18 protein-coding genes and 1 riboswitch are annotated in these 26,059 nt (G+C 66.6%); of the genes, 4 read left to right on the forward strand and 14 right to left on the reverse strand.

The window, feature by feature from the left end; translation table 11 throughout:
* Positions 1 to 4 precede the first annotated feature (4 nt).
* From ACG0Z6_RS00160 to ACG0Z6_RS00225, 14 genes are all read right to left on the reverse strand, one after another.
* Positions 5 to 568 carry an ECF-type sigma factor gene (locus ACG0Z6_RS00160; RefSeq protein ID WP_394457691.1) on the reverse strand — a complete coding sequence of 188 codons (564 nt, stop codon included), beginning with the start codon at positions 566 to 568 and terminating at the stop codon, positions 5 to 7.
* A gap of 205 nt (positions 569 to 773) precedes the next feature.
* Positions 774 to 1,391: a CDP-diacylglycerol--serine O-phosphatidyltransferase gene (gene pssA, locus ACG0Z6_RS00165; RefSeq protein WP_394457693.1), complete on the reverse strand. Its 618-nt coding sequence runs from the start codon at positions 1,389 to 1,391 to the stop codon at positions 774 to 776.
* 54 nt (positions 1,392 to 1,445) lie between these two features.
* Complete coding sequence (locus tag ACG0Z6_RS00170; RefSeq protein ID WP_394457694.1) at positions 1,446 to 2,129, reverse strand: PEP-CTERM sorting domain-containing protein; 684 nt, start codon at positions 2,127 to 2,129, stop codon at positions 1,446 to 1,448.
* A gap of 94 nt (positions 2,130 to 2,223) precedes the next feature.
* Complete coding sequence (locus tag ACG0Z6_RS00175) at positions 2,224 to 4,101, reverse strand: ABC transporter ATP-binding protein (RefSeq protein ID WP_394457695.1); 1,878 nt, start codon at positions 4,099 to 4,101, stop codon at positions 2,224 to 2,226.
* Positions 4,102 to 4,134: 33 nt separating this feature from the next.
* Positions 4,135 to 5,859, reverse strand: a complete 1,725-nt coding sequence (locus tag ACG0Z6_RS00180; protein WP_394457696.1) for an alkaline phosphatase family protein — start codon at positions 5,857 to 5,859, stop codon at positions 4,135 to 4,137.
* Positions 5,860 to 6,171: 312 nt separating this feature from the next.
* Positions 6,172 to 7,422: a glycolate oxidase subunit GlcF gene (gene glcF / locus ACG0Z6_RS00185; protein ID WP_394457698.1), complete on the reverse strand. Its 1,251-nt coding sequence runs from the start codon at positions 7,420 to 7,422 to the stop codon at positions 6,172 to 6,174.
* A gap of 19 nt (positions 7,423 to 7,441) precedes the next feature.
* Positions 7,442 to 8,548, reverse strand: a complete 1,107-nt coding sequence (glcE, locus tag ACG0Z6_RS00190) for a glycolate oxidase subunit GlcE (protein WP_394457699.1) — start codon at positions 8,546 to 8,548, stop codon at positions 7,442 to 7,444.
* Complete coding sequence (locus ACG0Z6_RS00195; protein WP_394457701.1) at positions 8,548 to 10,035, reverse strand: FAD-linked oxidase C-terminal domain-containing protein; 1,488 nt, start codon at positions 10,033 to 10,035, stop codon at positions 8,548 to 8,550. Before ACG0Z6_RS00195 ends, glcE begins: the two co-directional genes overlap by 1 nt.
* Before the next feature lie 10 nt (positions 10,036 to 10,045).
* Positions 10,046 to 10,570 carry a PhaM family polyhydroxyalkanoate granule multifunctional regulatory protein gene (locus ACG0Z6_RS00200; RefSeq protein WP_394457703.1) on the reverse strand — a complete coding sequence of 175 codons (525 nt, stop codon included), beginning with the start codon at positions 10,568 to 10,570 and terminating at the stop codon, positions 10,046 to 10,048.
* A gap of 144 nt (positions 10,571 to 10,714) precedes the next feature.
* The gene (locus tag ACG0Z6_RS00205; protein WP_394457704.1) at positions 10,715 to 11,386 is read right to left on the reverse strand and encodes a MarC family protein; all 672 of its coding nucleotides are present in this window, start codon (positions 11,384 to 11,386) and stop codon (positions 10,715 to 10,717) included.
* 75 nt (positions 11,387 to 11,461) lie between these two features.
* Positions 11,462 to 12,415 carry a TraB/GumN family protein gene (locus ACG0Z6_RS00210; protein ID WP_394457706.1) on the reverse strand — a complete coding sequence of 318 codons (954 nt, stop codon included), beginning with the start codon at positions 12,413 to 12,415 and terminating at the stop codon, positions 11,462 to 11,464.
* Complete coding sequence (locus ACG0Z6_RS00215; RefSeq protein ID WP_394457707.1) at positions 12,412 to 14,700, reverse strand: ATP-binding protein; 2,289 nt, start codon at positions 14,698 to 14,700, stop codon at positions 12,412 to 12,414. The genes ACG0Z6_RS00210 and ACG0Z6_RS00215 overlap by 4 nt, the downstream gene beginning before the upstream one ends.
* A 151-nt stretch (positions 14,701 to 14,851) precedes the next feature.
* On the reverse strand, positions 14,852 to 15,136 hold the full coding sequence (locus ACG0Z6_RS00220; RefSeq protein WP_394457708.1) for a BTH_I0359 family protein: 285 nt from the start codon (positions 15,134 to 15,136) through the stop codon (positions 14,852 to 14,854).
* A 183-nt stretch (positions 15,137 to 15,319) separates the two neighbouring features.
* On the reverse strand, positions 15,320 to 16,120 hold the full coding sequence (locus tag ACG0Z6_RS00225) for a hypothetical protein (RefSeq protein ID WP_394457709.1): 801 nt from the start codon (positions 16,118 to 16,120) through the stop codon (positions 15,320 to 15,322).
* A gap of 336 nt (positions 16,121 to 16,456) precedes the next feature.
* On the opposite strand from ACG0Z6_RS00225, the gene ACG0Z6_RS00230 reads away from it, so the two are divergent.
* From ACG0Z6_RS00230 to metH, 4 genes are all read left to right on the forward strand, one after another.
* The gene (locus ACG0Z6_RS00230) at positions 16,457 to 17,521 is read left to right on the forward strand and encodes a homocysteine S-methyltransferase family protein (protein ID WP_394457710.1); all 1,065 of its coding nucleotides are present in this window, start codon (positions 16,457 to 16,459) and stop codon (positions 17,519 to 17,521) included.
* Positions 17,522 to 17,689: 168 nt separating this feature from the next.
* A complete protein-coding gene (locus ACG0Z6_RS00235; protein WP_394457712.1) occupies positions 17,690 to 20,326 on the forward strand; it encodes a chemotaxis protein CheB in 2,637 nt (878 codons plus the stop codon).
* 66 nt (positions 20,327 to 20,392) lie between these two features.
* Positions 20,393 to 22,828 (forward strand): putative bifunctional diguanylate cyclase/phosphodiesterase, encoded by a 2,436-nt coding sequence (locus tag ACG0Z6_RS00240; protein ID WP_394457713.1) that lies wholly within the window; start codon positions 20,393 to 20,395, stop codon positions 22,826 to 22,828.
* Between the two features lie 12 nt (positions 22,829 to 22,840).
* Positions 22,841 to 22,953, forward strand: a riboswitch (S-adenosyl-L-homocysteine riboswitch).
* A 65-nt stretch (positions 22,954 to 23,018) separates the two neighbouring features.
* Positions 23,019 to 25,778 (forward strand): methionine synthase, encoded by a 2,760-nt coding sequence (gene metH / locus ACG0Z6_RS00245; protein WP_394457715.1) that lies wholly within the window; start codon positions 23,019 to 23,021, stop codon positions 25,776 to 25,778.
* The last annotated feature ends 281 nt before the right edge of the window (positions 25,779 to 26,059 follow it).

Raw genomic sequence — 26,059 nt, forward strand, 5'->3', positions numbered from 1 at the left:
GGGCTCATTGCCGCAGCTGCTGTGCCAGCAGCAGCCGGGCCTTGGCCCAGAGGCGCTGCACGGTGCGTTCTGTCACTCCCAGGGCGGCGGCGATGTCGCGCTCGCCCAGCCCCCCGAAGTAGCGCATCTCCACCACGCGTGCCAGGCGCTCGTCAAGCTGGGCGAGCTCATCCAGCGCCTCGTGCACGCGCAGTACCTCGGCCTGCATGTCGGCGTCGCTGAGCTGCTCGCTCAGCGTGGTGCTGAAGGTCTGCAACTGCAGCTGCCCGCCGCGGCGCTGCGCCTGGCGCGCGCGCACCAGATCCACCACCACGGAGCGCATCACGCGCGAGGCGTAGGCCAGGAAGTGTTGGCGGTTGTTGAAGCCCTCACCCTGGTGCGCGCCGCGCATCTTGAGCCAGGCTTCGTTGACCAGCTCCTGCGTGCACAGCAAGGTCACATGGCCGCTCAGGCGCATGCGTGCGTGCGCGATCCGCTGTAAGTCGGCATACAGCAGCGCAACCACCCGGTCGGCTGCGCCAGGCGCACCGTCGCGAGCTTCATGCAGCAGCAAGGTGATGTCGTTCATGGTGCAGGGTGGGCCCGCCTATCCTGTACGGGCTCACCCACTCTACAGGGGCAGCGGGTTGAAGCGAAAGCGCTTGTTTGCGATGTCGGGTTTGTTGTCTGGTCTGCGTTACTTAGAGTGAGGCTGCACGGCTGTTTCAGGGAGGGCGTCGGCAACAGACGCGGGTTGTGCGGCTTCACCTCACATGGGGGCGCCCTGCCGACATTCAGAGCTTGGGAATGCGGATGCGGCTGATCATCAGCGAGCCCGACAGCGCAAACAGCAGCACCAGCGGGTGTAGGTAAAAGCCCGCAATCTCCACACGACCACCCCAGAGCTGCTCGCCCAGCGCGCCCTGGGCTGCGGCGGCCCACAGCACCAGCACCAGCACCAGCGAGGTCGGGATGGGCGTGCCCTCGAAGTGGCTGACCTTGTTGTCGTCACCGCTGAGCTTTTCGGCGGTGACGTTGTAGCGCGCCAGGCGCGATACACCGCAGGCCACGAAGTACACCAGGATGATGCGGTCCCACAGGCCTTGCATGCCGCAGCCGTAGGCAATGGCCGCGGGGGCCACACCGAAGCTGATCACATCGGCCAGGGAATCGAGCTCGCGCCCCATGGCGGAGCTTTTCTGGCGCCAGCGCGCAATGCGCCCATCCAGCACATCAAACACCAGCGCGGCTGGGATGAGGGCACAGGCGTAGAACAGGTGCAGCACTTCCTGGCGCTGCAGATAGGTCATCACCGCAAACAGCGCGCCCATGCCGCAAAAGGCATTGGCCAGGGTGAACCAATCGGCGAGATGGAACTCGCGGATCATGGAAAACGGCTTGGGACGAGTCATGGGGCGGGAGCATACGTGATGCAGCCGCCACCCACGCGCAATCGCTCCAGCCGTTCAGGCCGCAGGCCGCGCGCTCGACGCCTGGCGGCGCCGGCGCACCAGGGGCAGCACGCCCGCCAAGCCGCCCAGCATCAGGGCCAGGCTGCTGGGTTCGGGCACGGCCTGCAGCACCACGTTGTCCAGCCCTACGTTGTAGGCGGAGTTGCGCCACTCCAGGCGCAGCCCCGTGCTGGAGCTGAGGTCCACGTTGAAGACGGTGGCCGTGTTGGTGGTGGCGTCGCCCACCATGCCCTCGTAGTGGTAGAGCAGCGCGTTGCTGCCCAGGTCAAACACATCCACTTGTGTGGAGCGCGAGGTTTCGGAGTAGGCGCCCAGGGTGAAGTTGGTCAGGCGCAGGCCACCGCCCAGCGCGCGCATGTCGATGCGGGCGTAGGACTGCGGGCCATCGCCCCCGTCGGCCCACAGCACGCCGTAGAGGTTGTTGTAGCGCTGGTCCCACCAGCGCAGCGAGGTATTGGGCGTGAGGGGCTGGCCGTAGCTCACGTCCACCAGCCCGGCCATGTCGCCGTAGGACTGGTTGACCCAAGAGCCGTTGGCACAGACGCTCGCGCTGCCGGAGCCATCGGCATTGGTGGCGCACAGCGTGGGGGCATTGGGCCCCTGGCCGAAGTCAAGTGTGTAGGCCTGGGCCAGCAGCGGCGCCAAGGCCAGCGCCGCCGCGCACAGTGGGTGTCGCATGGTTTTTCTCCCTGTTGATGCGCCCAAGACCGCAGCGCTGCGACACATTCTGTGCGGGAGTGCACAAAGCACCGACCCCTATGGCTAGGGGGGCTCAGCCCAGCGCTGCGGTGTTGCGGCTGTCTTGCGTCGCGGTGGCCTCGTCTTCGTCGTCCACCAAAAAGCCGCCGCTTTGGTGCGTCCACAGCCGCGCATACAGGCCGCCCTGAGCCAGCAGCGAGGCGTGGTCGCCCTGCTCGACGATGCGGCCCTGGTCCATGACGATGAGCCGGTCCATGGCCGCGATGGTGGAGAGCCGGTGGGCAATAGCCACCACCGTCTTGCCTTCCATGAGGCGGTAGAGGCTGCGCTGGATGGCGGCTTCCACCTCCGAGTCCAGCGCACTGGTGGCTTCGTCCAGCAGCAGGATGGGGGCGTCTTTGAGCATCACGCGCGCAATCGCCACGCGCTGGCGCTGCCCGCCGCTGAGCTTGACGCCACGCTCGCCCACATGAGCGTCGTAGCCGCGGCGGCCTTGCGGGTCGCTGAGCTGCTCGATGAACTCGTGCGCCTCGGCCTGGGTGGCGGCGTGCAGCATCTGGGCATCGCTGGCGTCGGGGCGGCCGTAGCGCAGGTTGTCGCGCACCGAGCGGTGCAGCAGCGAGGTGTCCTGCGTGACCATGCCGATCTGCGCGCGCAGGCTGTCTTGCGTGACGCGGGCGATGTCTTGCCCGTCGATCAGGATGCGCCCTTGCTCCACCTCGTGAAAGCGCAGCAGCAGGTTCAAGAGCGTGCTCTTGCCCGCGCCCGAGCGCCCCACCAGGCCGATTTTTTCACCGGGCCGGATGTGCAGGTCCAGCTGTTGCAGCACGGGCTTGCTGCCGCCGTAGGCAAAGCTCAGCTGCTCGAAGCGGATCTCGCCCTGCGCCACGCGCAGCGCCTGGGCCTGGGGGTGGTCTTGAATCGCCACGGGCTTGGCCAGGGTGGTGATGCCGTCTTGCACGGTGCCGATGTGCTCGAACAGGCTGGACATCTCCCACATGATCCAGTGCGCAATGCCGTTGAGCCGCAGCGCCATGGCCGTGGCTGCCGCCACCGCGCCCAGCCCCACCTCGCCGCGCGACCACAGCAGCAGCGTCATGCCCGCCGTGGCGGCAATCAGGCCCATGGAGAGGATGTGGTTGATGATCTCAAAGCCGCTGACCAAGCGCATCTGGCCGTAGGCCGTGCCGAGGAAGTCGCGCATGGCCTCGCGCGCATAACGTGCCTCGCCCTGGCTGTGCGCAAAGAGCTTGACGGTGCTGATGTTGGTGTAGGCGTCGGTGACGCGCCCGCTCATGAGGCTGCGCGCATCGGCCTGCTGCTTGGCCGCGCGCCCCAGGCGCGGCACAAAGTACATCAGCGCCAGAACGTAGGCGCCCAGCCAGGCCAGAAAGGGCAGCAGCAGCGTGGCGTCAAAGCCCCCCACCACGCCCAGCATGGTGACGAAGTAGATGGTGATGAAGACCATGATGTCCGCCACCGTCAGCACGCAGTCGCGCACTGCCAGCGCGGTTTGCATCAGCTTGGCAGAGACGCGCCCGGCAAACTCGTCCTGGAAAAAGCTCATGCTCTGCGTCAGCAGCAGGCGGTGGAAGTTCCAGCGCAGCCGCATGGGGAAATTGGCAGCGAGGCCCTGGTATTTGCACAGCGACTGCAGCGCAATCAGCAGCGGGCTGGCCAGCAAGATGGCGCCCAGCCACAGCAGCTTGTCGCGCTGCGTCTCCCACAGCGTGGCCGGTGGCGTGTTGGACAGCCAATCCACCACCGAGCCCAGCATGGCAAAGAGCAGGGCCTCAAAAGCGCCAATCAGTGCCGTGAGCAAGATCACCAGCAGCAGCAGGCCGCGCATGCCCTGCGTGCCCGCCCAGACAAAAGGCCAAAAACCCTTGGGCGGCGCGGCCACCGCGTCTTCAGGAAAGGGGTCGACGCGTTTTTCAAACCATGAAAACAAGGGGAACCTCCGGAACTCGAACGGCGACGCGACTCAGGGCTGCGCGGGTCGCGGCAAGGGGCGCCCTTGCGCCTGAGCAGGCGCGGGCACGCCCAGGATTTGCGCCAGCGTGGGGGCGATATCAGCCACCTCCACGCGCTGGCTCACTTGCCCTTGCCCAAACCATGCCGGGCCCCAGGCCAGGATGGGCACATGGGTGTCGTAGGCGTGCGGCGAACCATGCGTGGTGCCACCGATGCGTGAGCTCGGAATCCAACCCGCACGCGTGATGATTTGCAGCGGCGCACTCAACTCGGGGTGCCATGACTTGCGCATCTGCGCCAGATAGGGCGTTTGCGTGTCGGTGGAGCGCAGCTGTGCGGGCGTGAACGCCGCCTCGATGCCGGGCAGCTGCACGGCCAACTCAGCCGCTGCGGCGTACACGGCGTCGGGCTGCACACCACGCTCGGCCATGAGCTTGTTGTTGAAGATCAAGCCCGAGCCCGAGACGTTGCTCACCCACTGGCCCGCGCCGAAGCGCTCACCCAAGCCCTTGTTGATGAAGCCGATGAGCTGCGTGGGGTTGGCGCGTCCGGCGTCACGCCCCTGGCTCTGGGCCCATTCCGGCGTGTCCACAAAGCCGTGGTCGGCCGTGAGCATGGCCACGTAGTTGCCGCGACCCACGCGCGCATCCAGGTACTGGAAGAAGGCTTGCAGGTGCGCGTCCAGGTGCAGCATGTGGTCGTGCGAGAGGCGCGACTCCGGCCCAAAGGCGTGGTTCACATAGTCGTGGCTGGAGAGGCTGACCGAGAGGATGTCGGCATGCGCGTCCGCGCCCAGCTGTTCGCCCTCGATGGCGGCGCGCGCAAAGGCCAGCGTCAGCTCGTCGCCAAAGGGCGTGGGCAGCAGGTTGCCGTAAAAGCGCGGGCCCGGGCCGTCCATGCCTGCACCCACGGTGGCGGGCAGCTTGTTGCCGTTGCCGCTGTTGGCTTGCCAAGCTTGGCCATCCGGGGCCGAGCGCGCATAGGCGCAGCTGCTGGCCTTGGGGTCGGCCACAAACGGGCAGTCATAGCCGGGCAGTCGCGGCGCCCAGGTTTTGCCAAAGAAGGCATCGGCGGGCTTGGCGGCGTTGAAGGCCTCCACCCAGGCCGGGTGACGCGCCATGTAATAGGTGCTGGAGGCGAACTGGCCCGAGCTGCCCATATACATATAGGCCACGCCCTTGTGGCCTGCGGGCAGGATGGCGCCGCGGTCCTTGCCCGAAATGCCAATCACCTTGGACACGCTCTGGCCGGTGCGCAACACATCGCCCACGGTTTCCACGCGGTAGTTCTTGGGGCTGGTGCCCGCCAGCGGCTCGGTGGTGTTGCCGATGTAGACATGCGCCGGGTCGGCCGTGCAGTACTGGGGCTCGCCGCTGTCGCGGTCACGCCATTCGTTGCCGATGATGCCGCTGCGCTGCGGGTAAGCACCCGAGAGCATGACGGAGTGGCCCGCCGCCGTCACGGTGTAGCCGTGGCCGTAGTGCGCGTCAGAGAACCACAGACCGCGGTCCAGAAAGCGGCGAAAGCCGTCGGGCTGGAGCTGATCGCGGTAGCCCAGCACCTGGCGCATGGGCAGGCCGTCGACGACCAGGAACACCACCAACTTCGGGGGGCTCTGGGTGGTAGTGGCCGGGCTTGGCGCGGCTTTGGGGGCAGGGGCGGTGGCACAGCCCGCCAACAGGCTCAGCGCAAGAGCGGCCAGCGGCAGGAGGGCGCAGCGAGTGGGTGTAAACATGGTCAGTCGCCTTGGGTCTAAGCGGAGGGGCGCAGTATCGCGGAGACCCCGACCTTTGGCCGTGGTGGCGCCATGAGCTCAAGGCATGGGTGGCAGTCGCTCCGGTGATGAAGCCTGCCGCCAATAAGAAAGCCGGACGCGCTGCGAACAGCGACATCCGGCTTGGCTGTAGATGGGCGCCGCGGCGCCATCTCCTCCTGTTGTTGAGTGAGATTGTGCGGTGCTTACATGACAGTGATTTGCAGGTTTGCCCTAGGGCGTGTGCCAGCCGCTGCGCCACGCAAACCAGGGGTTGACGCAGCACAGGGCTTGTCACCTGTTCGGGTATAGGGCCTCGTCCAGCACTTCCACCCAGTGGCGCACGGGCACGGGGGTGCCCGCTTGCAGATGCTGGATGCACCCCACATTGGCCGAGACGATGACCTCCGCCTGCAGCGGCGCGAGCGCGGCGAGCTTGCGCTGGCGCAGCTCGGTGGCCATGGCGGGCTGCAGCACCGAGTAGGCTCCGGCCGAGCCGCAGCACAGGTGCTCCTGGCCGCTGGCGATCTGTACGTCAAAGCCCAGTGTGCGCAGCGCCGCCTCCACGCCGCCGCGCAGCTTCTGGCCATGTTGCAGCGTGCAGGGTGGGTGGTAGGCCAGGCGCTGGCGCGCTGGCTGCTGGGGCAGGGCGCGCTGCAGCGGCTCCACCAGCAGGGGCAGCAGCTCGCTGAGGTCGCGCGTCAGCGCCACGATGCGCTGGGCGCGTTCGGCATAGGCCGGGTCGTGGGCCAGCAGCTGGGCGTAGTCCTTGACCTGCAGGCTGCAGCCCGAGGCGTTGACCACAATGGCCTCGACCCGCGCGGCCGCGCCGTCCACCAGCGGCCACCAGGCGTCGATATTGCGCCGCGCGGCGGCTTGGGCGCCGTGGTGGTCGTCCAGGTGCGCAGCCAGCGCGCCGCAACAGCCCGCCTCGTCGGCCACCAGGGTTTGAATGCCGCAGGCATCGAGCACGCGCGCCGTGGCGGTGTTGATATTGGGGGCCATGGCCGGTTGCACACAGCCCATGAGCAGCAGCATCTGGCGCGGGTGTTGGCGTGTGGGCCAGCGCCAGGCGCGTGCCGATGCGCGTGCGGGCACTTTGTCGCGCAGCACAGCGGGCAGCAGCGGGCGCAGCCATTGCCCCACGCGCAGGGCCGGAGCAAACAGCGCCGAGGTCAGACCTTCGCGCAGCAGCCAGCGCAGCGCGCGTTGGCGCGCGGGGCGCGGCGCTTGCGCGTCGAGCACGCGCAGGCCGTGCTCGCGCATGGCGGCGTATTGCACGCCCGATGGGCAGGTGGTCTCGCAGCTGCGGCAGCTCAGGCAGCGGTCCAGGTGCTCGCGCGTGGTCGCGCCCGCCGGTGCGCCCTCCAGCATCTGGGCCATGAGGTAGATGCGTCCGCGCGGGCCGTCGAGCTCGTCACCCGTGACTTGGTAGGTGGGGCAGGTGGCAGTGCAAAAACCGCAATGCACGCAGCGCTGGAGCAGGGCCTGTGCGGCCAGCGCGTCCGGGTTGGCGCGCAGGTGCTGAGCAAGTCGAATCTGCATGGCGGCTGTGTGGGTGAGGTCAGAGTTCGTCGTGCAGCCGTCCGGCGTGAAACACGCGGTCCGGGTCGAAGGCTTCGAGCAGGTTTTGCTGCAGGCGCAGCTCCACGGCCCCCAGGGGCTGGGCGCGGCGCAGCGAGCGGTCGCTGCAGCGGTAGAGCGTGGCCTGCCCGCCCAGCGACGCCGCCAGCGCTTGCAGCGCGGGCGCGGGCGCCTGTGTCGGGGGCAGCAGCAGCCAGCGCTGGCAGCCGTGCCACTCCAGCAGTGTGGCGGCCTCCAGCGGCAGCTCCGCCGTGCCCGGGGGCAGGCTCAGGCGCCAGAGCTGCGCACCGGCATCGGCCGCCGCACAGGCTTGCTCGAACCACGGGTGTTGTTGGTCGCGCAGGCTTTGCCAGTAGGCGCTGGCCTGGGCCTCGGGCAGGCTGTCGCCGCCCAGGCGCGCGGCGGCGGTTTGCACGGCCGCCGCAGCTCCCGCCAGGCGCAGGCGCAGCACGCCTTGCTCCCAAGCGCTGGCTTGCAGCGGCAGGGCCTGGCTGCTCCAGCGCACCAGCTGCGCCAGGGCTTGGGCCTGCGTCAGCTCAAAGCACAGCGTGCGCTGGGCCGGGGCCTGGGGCAAGACTTTGAGTGAGACTTCCACCAGCAGGCCCAGCGCCCCCCAGCTGCCGGCCATGACGCGTGAGACATCAAAGCCCGCCACGTTCTTCATGACCGTGCCGCCAAAGCGCAGCAGCTCGGCGCGCCCGTTCAGCAGCTGCACGCCGAGCACATGGTCGCGCACGCCGCCGCTGGCCAGGCGTGCGGGGCCCGCCAGGCCGCTGGCCACCATGCCGCCCACCGTGCCGCTGCGCTCGGGCGGACCCAGACGCGGCGGCTCAAAGGCCAGGACTTGTCCGCACTGCGCCAGCGCGGCTTCGAGTTCCACCAGCGGCGTGCCCGCCCCCACGGTGACCACCAGCTCGCTGGGTTCGTAGGCACCGATGCCGCTGAGCTCACGCGTGGACAGGGGCTCGCCCGCCGGGGCCGCCCCCCAGAAGTCTTTGCTGCCGTGGCCCACGATGCGCAGCGTCTGGTGCTCGGCCGCGGCGGCGCGGATGCGCTCTTGCAGCGCACGGATGGGGTAGGGCAGCATCAAAAGCGCTCCAGCTCGGCAAAGGGCAGCACGCCGCGGCTGACGTGCATGCGGCCGTGCTCCGCACAGCGCGCCAGGCTGGGCAGGAGCTTGCCGGGGTTGAGGTGTTCGTGCGGGTCAAAAGCGCGGCGCAGGCGGCGCATCTGCTCCAGCTCTTCGGGCGAGAACTGCACGCACATGCTGCCGAGCTTTTCCACGCCCACGCCGTGTTCGCCGGTGATGGTGCCGCCCATGGCCACGCTGGTCTCCAGAATCTCGGTGCCAAAGGCTTCGCAGCGGCGCAGCTGGTCGGGGTCGCTGCCGTCGTAGAGGATGAGCGGGTGCAAATTGCCATCGCCCGCGTGAAACACATTGACGCAGCGCAGCGCGTATTTGCGCTCCATCTCTTGAATGGCCAGCAGCATCTCGGCCAGGCGCTTGCGCGGGATGGTGGAGTCCATGCACAGGTAGTCCGGGCTGATGCGCCCCGAGGCCGGAAAAGCGTTTTTGCGCCCGCTCCAAAAGCGCTGGCGCTGGGCTTCGTCTCGGCTGACTTCCAAGCGCGTGGCCCCGGCTTGCTGCAGCACGGCGCACATGCGCTGGATTTCTTCCTCCACCTCCTCGGGCGTGCCGTCGCTCTCGCACAGCAAGATGGCGGCGGCCTCGCGGTCGTAGCCGGCCTGCACAAAGTCGTCCACGGCGGCGATCATGGGCTTGTCCATCATCTCCAGTCCGGCCGGAATGATGCCCGCGGCAATCACCGCCGCAATGGCGTGGCCGGTGCTGGCCAGATCGGCAAAGCTGGCCATGATGCAGCGCGCCAGCTGCGGGGTGGGGGTGAGGCGCACCGTCACCTCGGTGACCACGGCCAGCATGCCCTCGCTGCCCACCACCAGGGGCAGCAGGTCGAGCCCGGGCCCGTCGGGCGCGCCGCTGCCGAATTGCACGGGCTCGCCCGCGGCGGTGTAGCCGCGCAGGCTCACCACGTTGTGCAGCGTCAGGCCGTATTTCAGGCAGTGCAGGCCGCCCGAGTTCTCGGCCACATTGCCCCCAATGGTGCAGGCAATCTGGCTGCTGGGGTCGGGGGCGTAATAGAGCTGGTGGGCCGCTGCGGCTTGTGTGATGGCGGCATTGCGCACGCCGCACTGCACGCGGGCGCGCGCCGTCAGCGGGTCGAGGTGCAGGATGCGGTTGAGCCGCGTCAGGCTCAGTGTGAGCCCCTCGGCGTGAGGCATGGCGCCGCCTGACAAGCCGGTGCCCGCGCCGCGTGCCACCACGGGAACGCCCAGGCGGTGGCAGGCGCGCAGCACCTCGCCCACTTGGGCATCGGTCTCGGGCAGGGCCACGGCCAGGGGCTTTTGGCGGTAGGCGGTGAGCCCGTCGCACTCATAAGGCGTGGTGTGCTCGGTCGTCCACAACACGGCGTGGGCGGGCAGCACCGGCAGCAGGGCCTGGACCAGCGCCTGTTGCCGTTGTGATCGGGGCAGGGGGGCGACGGCGGCGGTCATGGCGGCAGGCCTACTTGGAGGCCGTGCCGCGCCGTCGTGGGGCTGCTTTCTTGGCAACCGCAGGTGCTGCCGCTGCCGCGGGGCTCTGCGCAGGCGCAGCGGCAGCGGTGTTGGCAAAGGTTTGCTGGGCAATCTGCCCAAACTGCTGGGTCAGCGCCTGCCACCATTGCATGGGGTCGACTGCCGGGGCCTCGGCGCTCTCAGCGTCCTCAGCGGGCTTGGCGCCTGGCGCTGCAGCGGGGTTGGGGGTGAGCACGCGCTGCAGGTCGGGCATGGGCACATTCATGGCCTGCAGCGTGCTCAGCGTGAGGCGCTGCACCTCCAGGGCCTGGATGGTGGCGGTGAGCATCTGGCTGTTTTGGTCCAGCCAGAACTGCACGGCGCGCAGATCACGGATGCGCTGCTCCAGCTCTTCTGCATTGAGCGTGGGCGTGGCCCACTGGCTCATGCCCGGCAGGGCTTTGCCGCTGTGTTGCAGCAGGCTGTTGAAGAAGTCCATGCCGGGGGCGAAAGGGTTGAAGCCAGGAGTGCTCATGGGGGACCAGGTTCGGTGGCGAGGTGCGGCCCATGGTATCGGTACTTGGCAGGCTTTGGCTATGCGGCTGCACCCAGCTGCTTTTCGCGTGCAACGCACCCCCACTTGTTTTGGGGGTCATGTCCACCCCCCAAAGTGTGCCGATCAAGTGGTGATGCTGTTCAACTCCACCCAGCCCGTCCAGAGGATCTGGATGCCCACGCACACCAGGATGAAGGCCATGATGCGCATCATCACCAGCGTGCCGATTTCGCCCAGCAACGTCAGCAATCGCCCGGCGTTGCGCAGCACCAGGTAGAGCACCAGCGAGGTGATGGCCGCGCCCAGGATGGCAATGCCCGCACCCGCCACATACAGCATGGGGCTGCGCGGGAATTGGGCGCCCAGTGCAATGCACGCGGCAATGCAACCGGGCCCGGTGGTCAGCGGGAAGGTCAGCGGGAAGAAGCTGCGCTTCACGATCTCGGCCTCGCTCAGGTCGGGCGTGCTGTGGTCGCGCACGGCGCTGCGCACGGCGTCCTGGTCCTGCCCGGTGAGCATGCTCCAGCCCGCTGAGGCCACCAGCAAGCCCCCCGCAATGCGCACGATGGGCAAGGAGATGCCGAACAAATCCAGCACATAGGTGCCCACCAGCATGGACACCACGATCACAAAGCAGGCGTTGATGGCCACCTGGCGCGCCAGGCGCTTGAGCACGCTGTCCACGCCGTTGGCGCTGGTCAGCAAAATGGGCGCCGCACTGACGGGGTTGATGATGGGCAGCAGGGTCAGGGGCACCAGCAACAGGGACTGGGCGATTTGTGGGAGCGTTTCCACGACGGCAATTTCAAAAAGAAAACGACCGGCAGTGTGCCCCAGAACTGGGTCGGTCAAGCCTCTTGGAAGCCGGGCTTAGGGCCGTGTTTCTGGCGGCCACAAACGCCGCAGCTCAAAACCCCGTGCGCGCAGCAAGGTGGGCAGTGCGGCGGATCCGGTCATGTGCAGCGCACCCACGGCGGCCAGCACCGGCCCTTGCTGGTGCAACTGCTCAATGCGCTGGGCCAGGGCGGGGTTGCGGCCGTCGTTGAGCCGGCGCAAGAGCGACAGGGCCGCCGCGTCAGCGCTGCAGTGGCACCAGCGCTGGGGGTTGGACAAGGTGGCGAGGTCGCCGCGCTCCCAGGCACTCACCAGGGCCTGGAGCTGGCGCATGGCGCTGCCGTCTTCCATGGCTTGCAAGCCTTCGTCGAGTTCGGCGTCGCGCTGGCGTGGGTCGCTGGGGATGAGGGCCTGCAGCTGTTCTTGCGCACGCTCCAGGCTCAGTACGGGGCGGTTGTTGTCGCGCGCCCACTGCGCCAGCATCAGCTCGCTGCCAAAGCTCGCGTCCATGCCTGCACGGCGCGCCTCGAAGGCGGAGAGCGAGGCCAGCAGCAGGCTGGGGTGCATGTGCTGCAGCAGCACCTCGGGCAGGCAGGCGCGGCGCAGTTGCTGGCGCAGCCGCTGCTGCAGCGCCGGAGCCAGCGTGACGGCAGCGGTGCTGGGTGGGCTTTGCATCTCGGGCGAGTGCGGGTCGATTTCCAGCGCCACGCGCTGCACCGCTTGCAGGGCCTGGCGCAGCTGCGGTCCCGGCGCGGCCCAGCTGGCCTTGCCCACATGCAAGGTGGCGTAGAGGTAGGAGGTGCGCCCGTCGCGCTGCAGCTGCCAGAGCAAGCCGCGGTCGGCCGCTGCAGCCTGCAGCTGGGGCTTGCTGAGGGGCGCGGGCGGCGTGGGGCAGTCCTGTGCCTGGCCCAGGGCGGGCAGCAGCAGGGCCGCGGCACCGAGCCGCGACAAGCCGCGCCGCAGCGCGTGGCTGAAGTGCGCCAGCCTCACGAGGACTTGGGCATGCCAAAGCCCATGCTGCGGCGCCCCCGCTGCTCGGGTTTGACGCGGTGCTCGGCTTCCAGCAGGGCCAGGAAGTCCTCGGGCAGCAGCGGCTCGCCCAGCACTTCGGACTGCTGGCAGACGGCGGCAAAGTCGCCCAAGGTCAGCGCGTCGAGCTGGGCCAGGCGCTCTCGCTGGGTGGGGCAGAGCTGCTCGAGCCGGCATTCCTGCGCAAACATGCGCTCGCGCTGCTCGGTCTTCAGCGGCTTGAAACGGATCTTGAACATGAAGCGGCGCAGCGCGGCTTCGTCCAGGTCGTCAAAAGCGTTGGTGGTGCAGATGAAGATGCCGTCAAAGCGTTCCATGCCCGCGAGCATCTCATTGACTTCAGACACCTCGTAGTGGCGCTCGGCCATGCGGCGGCTGCGCAAAAAGCTGTCGGCTTCGTCCAGCAGCAGCAGCGCGCCTTCCTGGCGTGCCGCCTCGAACATGCGCGCCATGTTTTGCTCGGTCTCGCCCACGTATTTGCTCATCAAATCACTGGCCAGGCGCAGCATGAGCGGGCGCCCCAGCGCGTCGGCCATATGCTCGGCCAGCGCGGTTTTGCCCGTGCCCGGTGGGCCGTGAAAACAAAGCGTGCCCATGCCGCGGCGGCGCAGGGCTTCGATGATGCGCGGCAGCTCAAAGCGCGATTCGCAGTGGATGAGGTCCAGCGCATAGCGCGTGGCGGCATTGCGCCGCGCTTTGCCCTGCTCGACATGGCCAAGTGCTTTGTCGGCGTGCAGCAGCTGGCGGTTGATGAGGGCTTCGATGTCTTGCTGGCCTTCGCCCGCGAGCGTGGCAAAGCGCACCGCGGTGCGGATCTGTGCGGGCGTGAGGTGCTGGCGCTCGGCCAGGCGCGCGGCGTAATCGGCGCTCACCGGCAGCTCGCCCAGGGCCTTGCGCACCAAGCCCAGGCGTGCGCCTGGCGGCGGCGAGCGCAGCTCCAGGTGGTACTGAAAGCGGCGGCGAAACGCAGGGTCGATGTGCTCGATGCGGTTGGTGACCCAAATCACCGGCACGGGGTTGTGCTCCAGGATTTGGTTCACCCAGGCCTTGCCGTTGACGGACACGGGGCCGGGCATGTCCATGGCCGCATCCAGCCGTGCCATGAGGTGGGCGGTGTCGCCGCACAAGGCCGGGAACACGTCTTCAACCTCGTCAAATAGCAGGGCTACATTGGGGCTGGAGGTCAGGAACACCTGGCTGATTTGCAGCGAGCGGTAGCGGTCGCGGCCCGACAGCGCGTTGCCGTCGCGGTCGGCGTACTCCACTTCAAACAGGCTCAGGCCCGCTTCGCGCGCCGCCAGCTTGGCCAACTCGGTTTTGCCCGTGCCCGGCGGGCCGTACAGCAGCACGTTCACGCCGGCCTCGCCGCGCTGTACGGCTTGGCGCAGCAGTGTGGCGAGCACGCGCAGCTCGTCGGCCATGTATTCAAAGTCATTGCTCACCAGGGCTGATGGCAGCACCGGGCGCGTGAACACCGCCATCAAATCGTGCGGCCCTTCGTAGGCGCGCATGAGCACGGGCGGCAGCTGGTCGGAGACCTTCATCAGGTCCGACAAGTCGGTGATGTTGTGCTCGGAGACCAGGTTCTCCACCATGCCGATGCGCTCCAGGCGCGAGCCCGAGCGCAGCGCGTCGGCCACCTCCTGCGGGTTCACGCCGGCCACCTCGGCCAGCGCGGCGTAGGCCTCGTGCGCCGTGTTGACCTTGAACTCCACCAGCGCACCGCGCAGCTCGCGCTGGTAGCGCGCCAGCGTGCCGTACAGCAGCAGGGCGCGCTCGGCAGCGTTGAGCTGCAGCAGCTGCGCCAGCGTGGCAATGTTTTGCTCCACCAGCGTGGGGCTGCGCGGGGCTTGGCGCGACAAATACTCGCCCGTGGCCGCCAGTAGGGCCATCAAGTCCTTGGGCGCGTCTTTGACGAATTCGTCGAGATAGAAGAACAGCGTGCCTTCGGAAAACGGCCCGTGCCAGACGCCAAAGCGCTCCAGAAAAGCCTCGTCGTCGAGCTGCTCATGCCCCTGCCAAAGCACATGCCCCATGCAGCGCGTGCTGAGGTAGGCACGCAAACGCGAGAGCACGGGTTGCGGCCACACCAGTTGGCGCGCGGTGAGCGAGAGCAGGGCGCTGAGGTCGCGCCGCGGGTTGAAGCGCGCGGCGTGCTTGATGGTCAGGGCCAACACGAACTGCGTGCACATGCGGTCCAGCGCGGGTACATCGTCCATGCCTGGGGTTCGCAGTTGCAGCGTCATGCGTTTGGCCATTGGGGAGTTGAAGGGCTTGAGGCCGTCACCTTTGGTGGGGTGCAGTCCTGCAATTCATCTTGTCGCAGGGCTGCAGGGCCCACAAGTCCCATATGTGCTTGAACAGTCGCTCTGAGAGCCAACTTCGTCGCGCTTTGCCTCAATGCATGACAACCGGCTGTTGCCCGAGCTGGGCGTAGAGCCCGATGAAATCCTCCAAATCTTCAACATCTGGCCCCAGGTCGATGAGCGACTCCACCCCTTCCTGGAACTGCTGGGCCAGTGCGCCCTCGATGAAGATTTCCTTGCGTGTGAACTTGTCGACGATCTCAAAGCCCTCGCGGCGCAGCGCCATGGCGGGGTCTATGGTGTCGGTGAGGTTGTGGGGCAGTGGGACATCGAACTGCACCACGATGTAGCTGGGCGAGTTGTAGAGCATGTGCATGACAGAACTCCTAGTTCACCCTGAGGTGGGGGCGCCCAGCGGCTGAATCAAGCCCCCAAGGGCGTGGCTCGATCCTCGCAGCATCCGCCGCGTCTAGTGGTGTTCCCGAGTTGAATTGTCGTCAATGCAGCACAGATGGGTGGCTGTCGCGCATCTCCTGCCGATGGGGCATGTTGCGGTTGTTCAGGGTGGCGATGTCCCCTCAAGAAGTTCCAGAGACCAGCGCAATTGCCCTTCCTGCCTCAAGGTCAAGCGCAGCGGTAGTCCGCCGCGTTGGGCGTCGAGCAACAGCTCGAATTGCAAGGCCACAGCCTCCCCGTCGGCTGCGGCCACACGCTGCAAGCGCCAATGTCGGGCGTCGACATCGGTGAGCTCAAACGTCCACCACTGCACACCGCCACGGCGTTGCGCAAGGGGCAGTTGCCAGCGCAGTCCTGGGCGCAGTGGGGTGGGGTGGCCCGCCACCATGCCCGCGAGCTGCCACCACCAGCTCAGGGCGTCTTGCGTGCCGCCGGGCAGGGGGGCTTGGGGCTCCGCGCCGTCCTCAGGGTCCAGCCACAGCACTTCGTGCTCACGCTCTTTGCGCAGGCGGCTGTGACGCGCGGGACTCAGTCCTTGATCGCCCCATTGCCCTTGGCTGATCGAGGCCGTGGGCGCGCGGCCCGGACGCTGGCGCTGCAGCTGCAGCACATAGCCCTCAGCGTCCAAGCGCCATTGCAGCTGCGCTGTGCCTTGCGTTGCGCCGTAGTGGTAGGCGTAGTGCAGCTCACCTTGCGGGGCAGGCAGCGGCAGGCGAACGGCTGCGCTGTGGGGGTGCGGCTGCGCAGGGGGTTGTGCGCGAGGGCGATGGCTTGAGCGCCTTGGGGCCTGGGTCTCCTGCCGTGCAGCGGCCTTGGCAGCTGTCTGGGACGTGCGCAGCCCGGGGTGCTGGGGCTCGCGGGGCGGTGTGCTTGCTGCGCCGGTGCTGTGGCGCGACGGTTGCAATTGCAGTTCAAAGGCCGGTATCGATGCACTTGGCAATGGGGCTATCCGCCACACGGGGCTCGGACCCAGCAAGGCGAGATGCAACAGCATTGACGCCATCAGGGCGGCGCCAAGCTGTTTGGCTGGTGTCGACGCAGCGCAAGTGGCCGTGGTGGGCATTCGCGTTTGTAGGGCGCAAAGCTGGGTGTTTACCTTGAAGAGTCGCCAATATTCAAGTGACTGGTGCTATTTGTCTCGATTTGTGTTGATGGTGTGAGGTTGAGCCCCTCGCGGTGCTTGGCAGGGCAGCGCTGTAGGTCTGGGCCTTTGTGGCGAGCGGCTGCCTACAATTGGGACATGACTGCCGTAGCCGCCCCACATCCCCCCATCGCCTACACCCGTGCCCAGCATCTGCCTGAGCTGATGCGTCAGCGCATCCTGGTCCTGGACGGCGCCATGGGCACGATGATTCAGCGCTACAAGCTGAGTGAAGCTGATTTCCGCAGCGAGCGCTTCGCGCAGCACCCCAAAGACCTCAAAGGCAATAACGATTTGCTGGTGCTCACTCGCCCAGACGTGATCAGCGAGATTCACGAGCAATACCTTGCGGCAGGCGCCGACATTATCGAGACCAACAGCTTTGGCACCACCTCGGTGGCGCAAGAAGACTACGGGCTGGAGGCCTTTGCCTACGAGATGAACGTCGCTGCAGCACGGCTGGCCCGCGCCGCCTGCGACAAATACAGCAGTGCGGACAAACCGCGCTTTGCTGCGGGTGCCCTGGGCCCCACGCCGCGCACGGCGTCCATCAGCCCCGATGTGAACGACCCCGGCGCTCGCAACGTCGATTTCGACACCTTGCGCGCAGCCTATTACGAGCAGGCCAAAGGTTTGCTCGACGGCGGTGTGGATCTCTTCTTGGTCGAAACCATCTTCGACACGCTCAACGCCAAGGCCGCCATCTTTGCGCTGGAAGAGCTCATGGAGGACAGCGGCGAGCGCCTGCCGGTGATCATCTCCGGCACGGTGACCGACGCCTCCGGGCGCATCCTCTCCGGGCAGACGGTCTCGGCCTTTTGGCACTCGGTGCGCCACGCCAAGCCCCTGGCCATTGGGCTGAACTGCGCGCTGGGCGCCACCCTCATGCGCCCCTATGTGGAAGAGCTGTCGCGCGCGGCCGCAGACACCGCCATCAGCTGCTACCCCAACGCCGGGCTGCCCAACCCCATGAGCGACACCGGTTTTGACGAAACCCCCGAAGTCACCGGCCGTTTGGTGGGTGAGTTTGCCCAGGCGGGATTTCTCAATATCGCCGGGGGCTGCTGCGGCACCACGCCGGCGCACATCCACGCCATCAGCCAGGCTGTCAGCGCCTACCGTCCTCGCGGGTTTGGGGCGCCACTCTTCAGCGCTTTGATCTAACGCATCTAACGCAGCCTCCGTGGCGGGCGTGCCAAAAACCGTCCCGCCAATCCTCTGACTGATGCATGCGCGGCGTTCGCTATGCGGACGCGCGTGCCATGTTTTGCCGCAAGATGTGCCGATGAGGACTTGGGACCGTCCTCCTTGCCCTGCTGGCAGATTTACCCTATGACCACCACTGATCTCCTAGACCCCTCTGGCGCCGCAGAGGGCGGTCAGGACGCTTTCGCGCATACCTCCTTGAATGAGCTGCCCAACGCGCCGCGTTTTGTGGTCGGCATCGGCGCATCGGCAGGGGGGCTGGAGGCCCTGGAGCGGCTGTTTGACAGCATGGCGCCAGACACCGATGCCGCTTTTGTGGTGGTGCAGCACCTCTCGCCAGAGCACAAGAGCATGATGGAGAGCCTGCTGGCGCGTCACACGCGGCTGCCGGTGCACACGATCGAAGACGGCTTGCAACTGCAAGCCAACCATGTCTACCTCATCCCGCCGGGCATGCTGCTGTATTTGGAGCAAGGTCGCCTGCGCCTCACGCCCAAAGACGCCAAAGCCTTTGTGCTGACCATCGACGTGTTCTTCCAGTCCCTGGCCAGTGCCTATGGCACTCACTCGGTGGGGGTGGTGCTCTCGGGCACGGGCTCAGATGGCACACGTGGCTCTGGCGCCATCAACGAAGCCGGTGGCTTTGTCATTGCGCAAAGCCCCGAAGACGCCAAGTTCGACGGCATGCCGCGCAGCGTCATCGCCTCGGGCCTGGTGGATGTGGTGCTGCCCGCCCATGACATCGGACCGCGTCTGGCCGCTCACTTCACGAACGAGCCCGTGGCGGTGGAGCTGGTGGCGCCCAAGCCCACGGGTGAGCGCCATCGCTCCGAGCAGGCGCTGGCCGGCATTCAGCACTACCTGCTGCAGATGGGCGGCATCAACTTCACCGAGTACAAGCCCGGCACCGTGTTGCGGCGCATTGAGCGGCGCATGGTGGTCAAACAGCAAGCCACGCTCGAAGACTACCTGCTGCTGCTGCACGCCAACCCCGAAGAGGTGCGCACGCTCAAGCGCGAGCTGCTCATACCCGTGACGCGCTTTTTCCGCGATGCCGAGGCTTTCGAGGCGCTGGTCGAGCAGGTGATCGAACCGCTGGTGCGGCGCAGCAGCCTCTCCGAGCCGCTGCGTGTGTGGTGCGCAGGCGTGGCCACGGGTGAAGAGGTCTATACCGTGGCCATGCTGTTTTTGGATGCGTGCGACCGTCTGCGGCGCTGGCCCAAGCTCAAGGTGTTCGCCACCGATGTGGATGAACACAATCTTGAATACGCCTCCGCCGGGCTGTATCCAGAGTCGGTGGCGGTGGAAATCCCCGAGCATTTGCTGGAGCGCTATTTCGAGCGGCGCGAGGCCGGCTTGGTCGTGCGCCCCGAGCTGCGCCAGTGCATCGTGTTCGCGCAGCACAACCTCTTGAGCGACCCTCCCTTCACGCGGCTGGACTTGGTGGTGTGCCGCAATGTGCTCATCTACTTCCAGCCCCAGTCCCAGCAGCGTGTGCTGCGGCGCATGCAGTACGCCGTGGGTTCTTCGGGCTATATCTTCCTGGGCCCCAGCGAGACGCTGGGCGACTTGCAGCAAGACGTCGAAACCCTTAGCGGCAAGCACAAGATCTGGCGCATGCTGCGCTCGGTCAACATCTTCCGCGACCTGCGCCCGGGGCCCTTGCAGCCGGCTTTGCCGCGCGTCACGCGCGCCAGCGTGAGCAAGCTGCGCCAGGCTTCGGCCTTGCCCGTAGAGGCGGGCTTTGCCACGCTGCTCAAAGCCTATCCGCTGCCGCCGGCCATCTTGGTCAACAGCAAGCACCAGCTGCTGCACAGCTATGGCGAGCTGCACCAGCTCGTGCGCTTGCGCGATGGCGAGGCCAGTTTGGACATCACGCGGCTCTTGCCCGATAGCTTGGTTTCGGTGGCCACGGCGCTGATTCACCGCGTGCTGCGTGAACTGGTGGCGGTGCGTGCCGAGCCGCTGCGTTTGATCCAGCCCATGGAAGATGGCGAGCCCGGCGAGGCCGTGCCCACGCGGTTCGTGCGCCTGTGCGCCTGGCCCATCAGCGAGGGCGTGGGCAATGACGAGCCGCCGCTGGTGCTCATCGTGTTTGAAACGCAAACCGTCAGCGCGGGCGCCACGGCATTGCCTTGCGTCGACGTGCCGCAAGAGAACTCCGAGCGCATGGCCGCACTGGAGCGCGAACTCGGCGCCACGCGTGAGAGCCTGCAAGCCACCATCGAAGAGCTGGAGACCTCCAACGAAGAGTTGCAGGCCACCAACGAGGAAATGATGGCCTCCAACGAAGAGCTGCAAAGCGCCAACGAGGAGCTGCAGTCCGTCAACGAAGAGCTCAATACCGTCAACGCGGAGTACCAGGAAAAGATCGAGATCCTCAACCGGGTCAATGCCGACTTGGACAACCTCGCGCGCGTGGTCGCGGCCGGGACGGTGTTTGTGGACGAGAAGCTCAACCTCACGCGTTTCTCGCCTGAGGCAGCGCACATCTTCCGACTGCGCGACGGCGATGTCGGGCGGCCCATCGACGACCTCAACCACAACCTCGACTTCCCGGACTTGTTGCCCATGCTGCGCAGCGCGCAGGAGTGCGGTCACATCCTGGAGCGCGATGTGGTCAGCCGCGACCAGCGCCGCTACCTGGTGCGCATGCTGCCCTACAACGTGCCGAGTTCGGCCATGCGCGGGGTGGTGATCAGCTTCTTGGACATCACCGTCTGGTGCCCGCCCGAACAACACCGTGTCGACCAGCCGTCTTGATTGCAAGACATCTGCGGGGAGCTTGAACTGAATACCTCAGCCGAAACTGCCGCAACGCCGCCTGCGGTGCCTCGCTTGATTGACGGCACAGACCCCGTGCTGTTGCGTCTGGGTGCCTTGGTTCAGCAGCATGTGCCCTTGCCCATGCTGCTGGTCGATCGCCAATGTCGGGTGTTGTGGCACAGCGCCGGTGCGTACCATCTCCTCGGCCCCCAAGGGGCCACTCACAGCTGGCTGGACGCCTTGGCGCGCGCTGATCAGCAGCGTCTGCGCATGGCGCTGAGCAGCTCGGTGGCGGAGCTGCATATCGAGGGTGTGAACTGGGTGCTGCCGGGCGGTGAGGTGCAGCAGTTCCAGGTCTGGCTGCGGCGTGTGGAAGACCCTGAACTGGCGCCAGGCTGCCGCGTGTTGCTGCTCATGCCTGAGCGCCGGGGCGAAGCTCTGGATGCCGAGCGCGGCGTGTTGCACGCTTTGCTCGACAGCACGGCTGACCTGATCAGCGCCACCGACCCCAGCGGGCGCGTGATCCTGACCAACCGCGCGGCCGATGCTGCACTGAGCCCCGACGGCGCCACCTTGGTGGGGCGCAAGCGTGAGCAGTTTCTGGCCCTGCCTGAGGCCATGGGCATGAACCACAGCGACCGCTTGGTGCTGGACACGGGCGAGTCGCTGCTGACCGAGGAGGTGGTGCATGTGCAGCCAGCAGGCGAGCTGCGGCACTACCTGACGCACAAATTCCTGCTGCGCGACCACTTCGGTGCGGCGCTGGGTGTGGGCGGTATCTCCCGCGATGTGAGTGCCGAATACGAGGCGCGGCGCCAGCACCGGCTCAGCGAGCTGGTGTTCATGAACGCCACCGAGGCCATCATCATCACCGACGCGGACACGCGCATTCAGCGCGTCAACCCAGCGTTTGAGCTGCTGTCGGGCTTTTCCATGGAAGCCGTGGTGGGGCGCAAGACTTCGCTGTTGTCCTCGGGGGCACACCCTCCAGCTTTTTACGCTGCCATGTGGGCCGTGCTTGGCAGCAATGGGCGCTGGGAGGGTGAATTCATCAACCGCAATGCCGCAGGTGGGCATTTCACGGTATGGGCGCACATCGTGGCCTTGCGTGACGACCATGGGCAGGTCAGCGGCTATATGGCCATCGAGGCCGACATGACGCAGCTGCGCTGTGCACAGACGCAATTGGAGCACTTGGCGTCCTTTGATCCACTCACGGGGCTGACCAACCGGGCCTTGCTGCAGGACCGTCTGGAACAGTTGGTGCTGCAGTCGCGTCGCCGCAACCAGGTGTTTTCCTTGCTGTTTTTGGACCTGGATCATTTCAAGGAAGTCAACGACAGCCTGGGCCACCAAGCCGGGGATGAGCTGCTCAAGCATGTGGCACGCACGCTGCGCGCTGAGCTGCGCGAGCAAGACACCGTGGCGCGTTTGGGCGGCGACGAGTTTGTGGCCCTGCTGCCTGCCACGGACGGCCTGGATGCGCTGGTGCTGGCGCAGCGCCTGCTGAGCCAGCTCAGCGTGCCCACCGAGCTGCCCGGCGCCGTGCAGTACCGCGTGCGCTGCTCGGCAGGCGTGGCGGTGTTTCCCAGCGACGGCAACAGTGCCGAGCTGCTCCTGCGCAACGCCGACACCGCCATGTACGCGGCCAAGGCCGCTGGGCGCGACCGCGTGCTGGCCTACGAGCCCGCCATGAGTGCCGCCAGCGCGCACATGTTTGACCTCATCAACGGGCTGCAGCGGGCGCTGGTGCAAGGGGAGTTGCGCTTGCACGTGCAGCCCAAGTTCCGGCTCAGCGATTGCTCGCTGATCGGCGGCGAGGTGCTGCTGCGCTGGGAGCGCCCGGGTTTTGGCCTGCTGGGCCCAGATGAATTTCTGCCCGTGGCGCAGCGTGCGGGCTTGCTGCCCAAGCTCGACGCTTGGGTCTTGCGTGAGTCCATGGACTGGCTGCAGCGCTGGCGCAGCCAGGGGCTGTGGCCCGATGGCTGGCGCCTGGGCATCAACCAAACCGCCGACGATCTGGCGGTGCTGGACTACGCCCGCCAGTTTGTCAGCGAGTTGAACAGCCGCCAGCTCGACGGCAGCCTGCTGGACATCGAGCTCAGCGAAAGCGTGCTGGTGCAGCTCTCGGACCGGGTGCAAAACGATTTGAATTGCCTGCTGCAGCAGGGGGTGAGCCTGAGCATTGACGACTTTGGCACGGGCTACTCCAGCCTGGCCTATCTGAAGTCCCTGCCCATCAGCGTGATCAAGATCGACCAGAGCTTTGTGCGCGACATGCTCAACGACCCCAACGACTGCACCTTGGTGGAGGCGGTGGTGACGCTGGCGCACAAGCTCGGCCACAGCGTCGTGGCCGAAGGGGTGGAAACCGAGGCCCAGCGCCAAACGCTGCTGTCGCTGGGTTGCGACTACGGCCAGGGCTTTTTGGTCAGCCCCGCGCTGCCCTGCGAGGATTTCGAGCATTGCTACCTGTGTGAGCCCGAGCTGACGGCATAAAATCGCGCGCTGCTTTCCGAGGAGCGTTGCGATGGGGCTGAACCGAGCGCCCACCAGGCTTGGAAGGCACACTCTGGCCGACGCCGCCTCGGGCGTGCAGGGTGGTCAAACCACGCTCACCGTTGCAGCCTTTTGCAGGCCGCGGTGAGTCCACACGCGGCGGCCTGACCGAACCGAACCCGCCGCCGCCATGTCTGACACGCCCAACACCCCTCTGTCGCCCCCGCCCATGAAGCTCTCGGGCTTGGAGCCCGTGTACATCGGCGAAGGCTCGCTCTTTGTCAACGTGGGCGAGCGCACCAACGTCACCGGCTCCAAAGCCTTTGCGCGCATGATTCTGGAGGGGCGCTACGAGGACGCCCTGTCGGTGGCGCGTCAGCAGGTGGAAAACGGCGCGCAGATCATCGACATCAACATGGACGAGGCCATGCTCGACAGCAAGGCCGCCATGGTGCGCTTTCTGAACCTCATCGCCAGCGAGCCCGAGATCGCGCGCGTGCCCATCATGATCGACAGCTCCAAGTGGGAGGTGATCGAGGCGGGCTTGAAGTGCATCCAGGGCAAGGGCATCGTCAACTCCATCTCGCTCAAAGAGGGCGAGGCCGAGTTCAAGCGCCAGGCCAAGCTGCTCAGGCGCTACGGCGCTGCGGCGGTGGTGATGGCTTTTGACGAAGTGGGGCAGGCCGACACCTTCCAGCGCAAGATCGACATCTGCGCGCGTGCCTACCGCGTGCTGGTGCAAGAGGTGGGTTTCGCGCCCGAAGACATCATCTTCGACCCCAATATCTTTGCCATTGCCACCGGCATTGAGGAGCACGACAACTACGCGGTGGACTTCATCGAGGCCACGCGCTGGATCAAGCAAAACCTCCCCGGCGCCAAGGTCTCGGGCGGGGTGTCCAACGTCTCTTTCAGCTTCCGCGGCAACGACCCGGTGCGCGAGGCCATTCACACCGTCTTCCTCTACCACGCCATTCAGGCGGGCATGGACATGGGCATCGTCAACGCCGGCATGGTGGGCGTGTACGACGATTTGGAGCCCGTGCTGCGCGAGCGCGTGGAGGACGTGGTGCTGAACCGCCGCCCGGATGCTGGCGAGCGCCTCATCGAGGTGGCCGAAAGCGCCAAGGGCGCGGCCAAGGACGACTCCGCGCGCTTGGCCTGGCGCGCGCAGGGCGTGGCGGAGCGGCTCTCGCACGCGCTGGTGCACGGCATCACCGACTTCATCACCGAAGACACCGAGGAGTGCTGGCAGGCCATTCGCGCCAGCGGCGGGCGCCCGCTGCACGTCATCGAAGGGCCGCTGATGGCTGGCATGAACATCGTGGGCGACTTGTTTGGTCAGGGCAAGATGTTCCTGCCGCAGGTGGTCAAGAGCGCGCGCGTCATGAAGCAGGCCGTGGCGCACCTGGTGCCCTATATCGAAGAGGAAAAACGCCAGCTCGAAGCCGCCGGTGGCGACGTCAAGCCCAAGGGCAAGATCGTGATTGCCACCGTCAAGGGCGATGTGCACGACATCGGCAAGAACATCGTCACCGTGGTCTTGCAGTGCAACAACTTTGAAGTCGTCAACATGGGCGTGATGGTGCCCTGCCAGGACATTCTGGCGCGCGCCAAGGTGGAAGGGGCGGACATCATCGGCCTCTCCGGCTTGATCACGCCCAGCCTCGAAGAGATGCAGCATGTGGCTGCCGAGATGCAGCGCGACGACTACTTCCGCGTCAAGAAAATCCCGCTGCTCATTGGTGGCGCCACCTGCAGCCGCGTGCACACAGCGGTGAAGATCGCGCCCAAGTACGAGGGCCCGGTGGTGTATGTGCCCGACGCTTCGCGCTCGGTGGGCGTGTGCGCGGAGCTGCTGTCGGATGAGCGCTCCGAGAAGTTTGTCGACGAGCTGCGCAGCGACTACGAAAAAGTGCGCCAGCTGCACGCCAACAAAAAGACCACGCCGCTGGTGAGCCTGGCCCAGGCCCGCGCCAACAAGGCGCAAGTGCCCTTCGATGCCAGCACGGTGGTGGCGCCCAAATTCATTGGTCGGCGTGAGTTCCGCAATGTTGACCTCGCCGAGCTGGAGCGCTTCATCGACTGGGGCCCCTTCTTCCAGACCTGGGACTTGGCCGGGCCTTACCCCGCCATCTTGAACGATGCGGTGGTGGGCGAGCAGGCGCGCAAGGTGCTGGAGGACGGCCGCGCCATGCTCAAGCGCATCATCGACGGGCGTTGGCTGCAGGCCAATGGCGTGATGGGCCTCTACCCGGCCGCGCAGGTGGGTGACGATGACATCGTGATCTACCGCGATGCCGCGCGAAGCGAGGAGTTGATGCGCTGGCACGGCCTGCGCATGCAGACCGAACGCCCGCTGGTGGAAGGCACCAATGGCGAGAAGCTGCGCCGCCCCAACCGCTGCCTGGCCGATTTCATTGCCCCCGAGGGCAGCGCGGTGGGCGACCACATCGGGCTTTTTGCCGTGACCGCCGGGCTCAACGCCGAGAAAAAGGAAGCCGAGTTCCTGGCCGCGCATGACGACTACAGCGCCATCATGTTCAAAGCCCTGGCCGATCGTCTGGCCGAGGCCTTTGCCGAATACCTGCACCAGCGCGTGCGCCGCGAGCTCTGGGGCTATGCCGCGCAAGAGCAGCTGGACAACAGCGCGCTGATTGCCGAGCAGTACCGCGGCATCCGCCCCGCGCCAGGCTATCCGGCCTGCCCGGACCACCTGGTCAAGCGCGATTTGCTGCGCGTGCTGGACGCCCCGGCCATTGGCATGGGGTTGACCGAGTCCATGGCCATGACGCCAGCGGCCAGCGTCAGCGGCTTTTACTTCGCTCACCCCGAGGCGGCCTATTTCAATGTGGGCCAGATCGGCGGCGATCAGCTGCAGGACTGGGCCCAGCGCTGCGGCCTGAGCGAGGACGACGCGCGCCGCGCGCTCGCACCCCTGCTGGGCTGAGCCCCCCCCGCTTGTTCTTGCGCCTTTGTGTGGCCGCCCATGTGGTGCGGCCGGGGGAGGCTTTGTCGAAATATTTCCAGCTTGTTGACAATTACTCCGCACATGAGCTGTGAGCAAACTGGGTGAATTGCAAGCAAGTGCTGCAATTCATACGCCTGCTCATAGGCGCGGGGTGACACAGACCCTTACGGGTGCTGACGACCTGTTCCGGCTTTGAATTGGGGTAATCCCTAAAGTGATGTCACACAAAAGCGCTGCCACCTCAACTTCCCGGCGGTGCT

Source organism: Roseateles rivi (assembly GCF_043555845.1).
GTDB classification, from domain to species: domain Bacteria; phylum Pseudomonadota; class Gammaproteobacteria; order Burkholderiales; family Burkholderiaceae_C; genus Roseateles; species Roseateles rivi.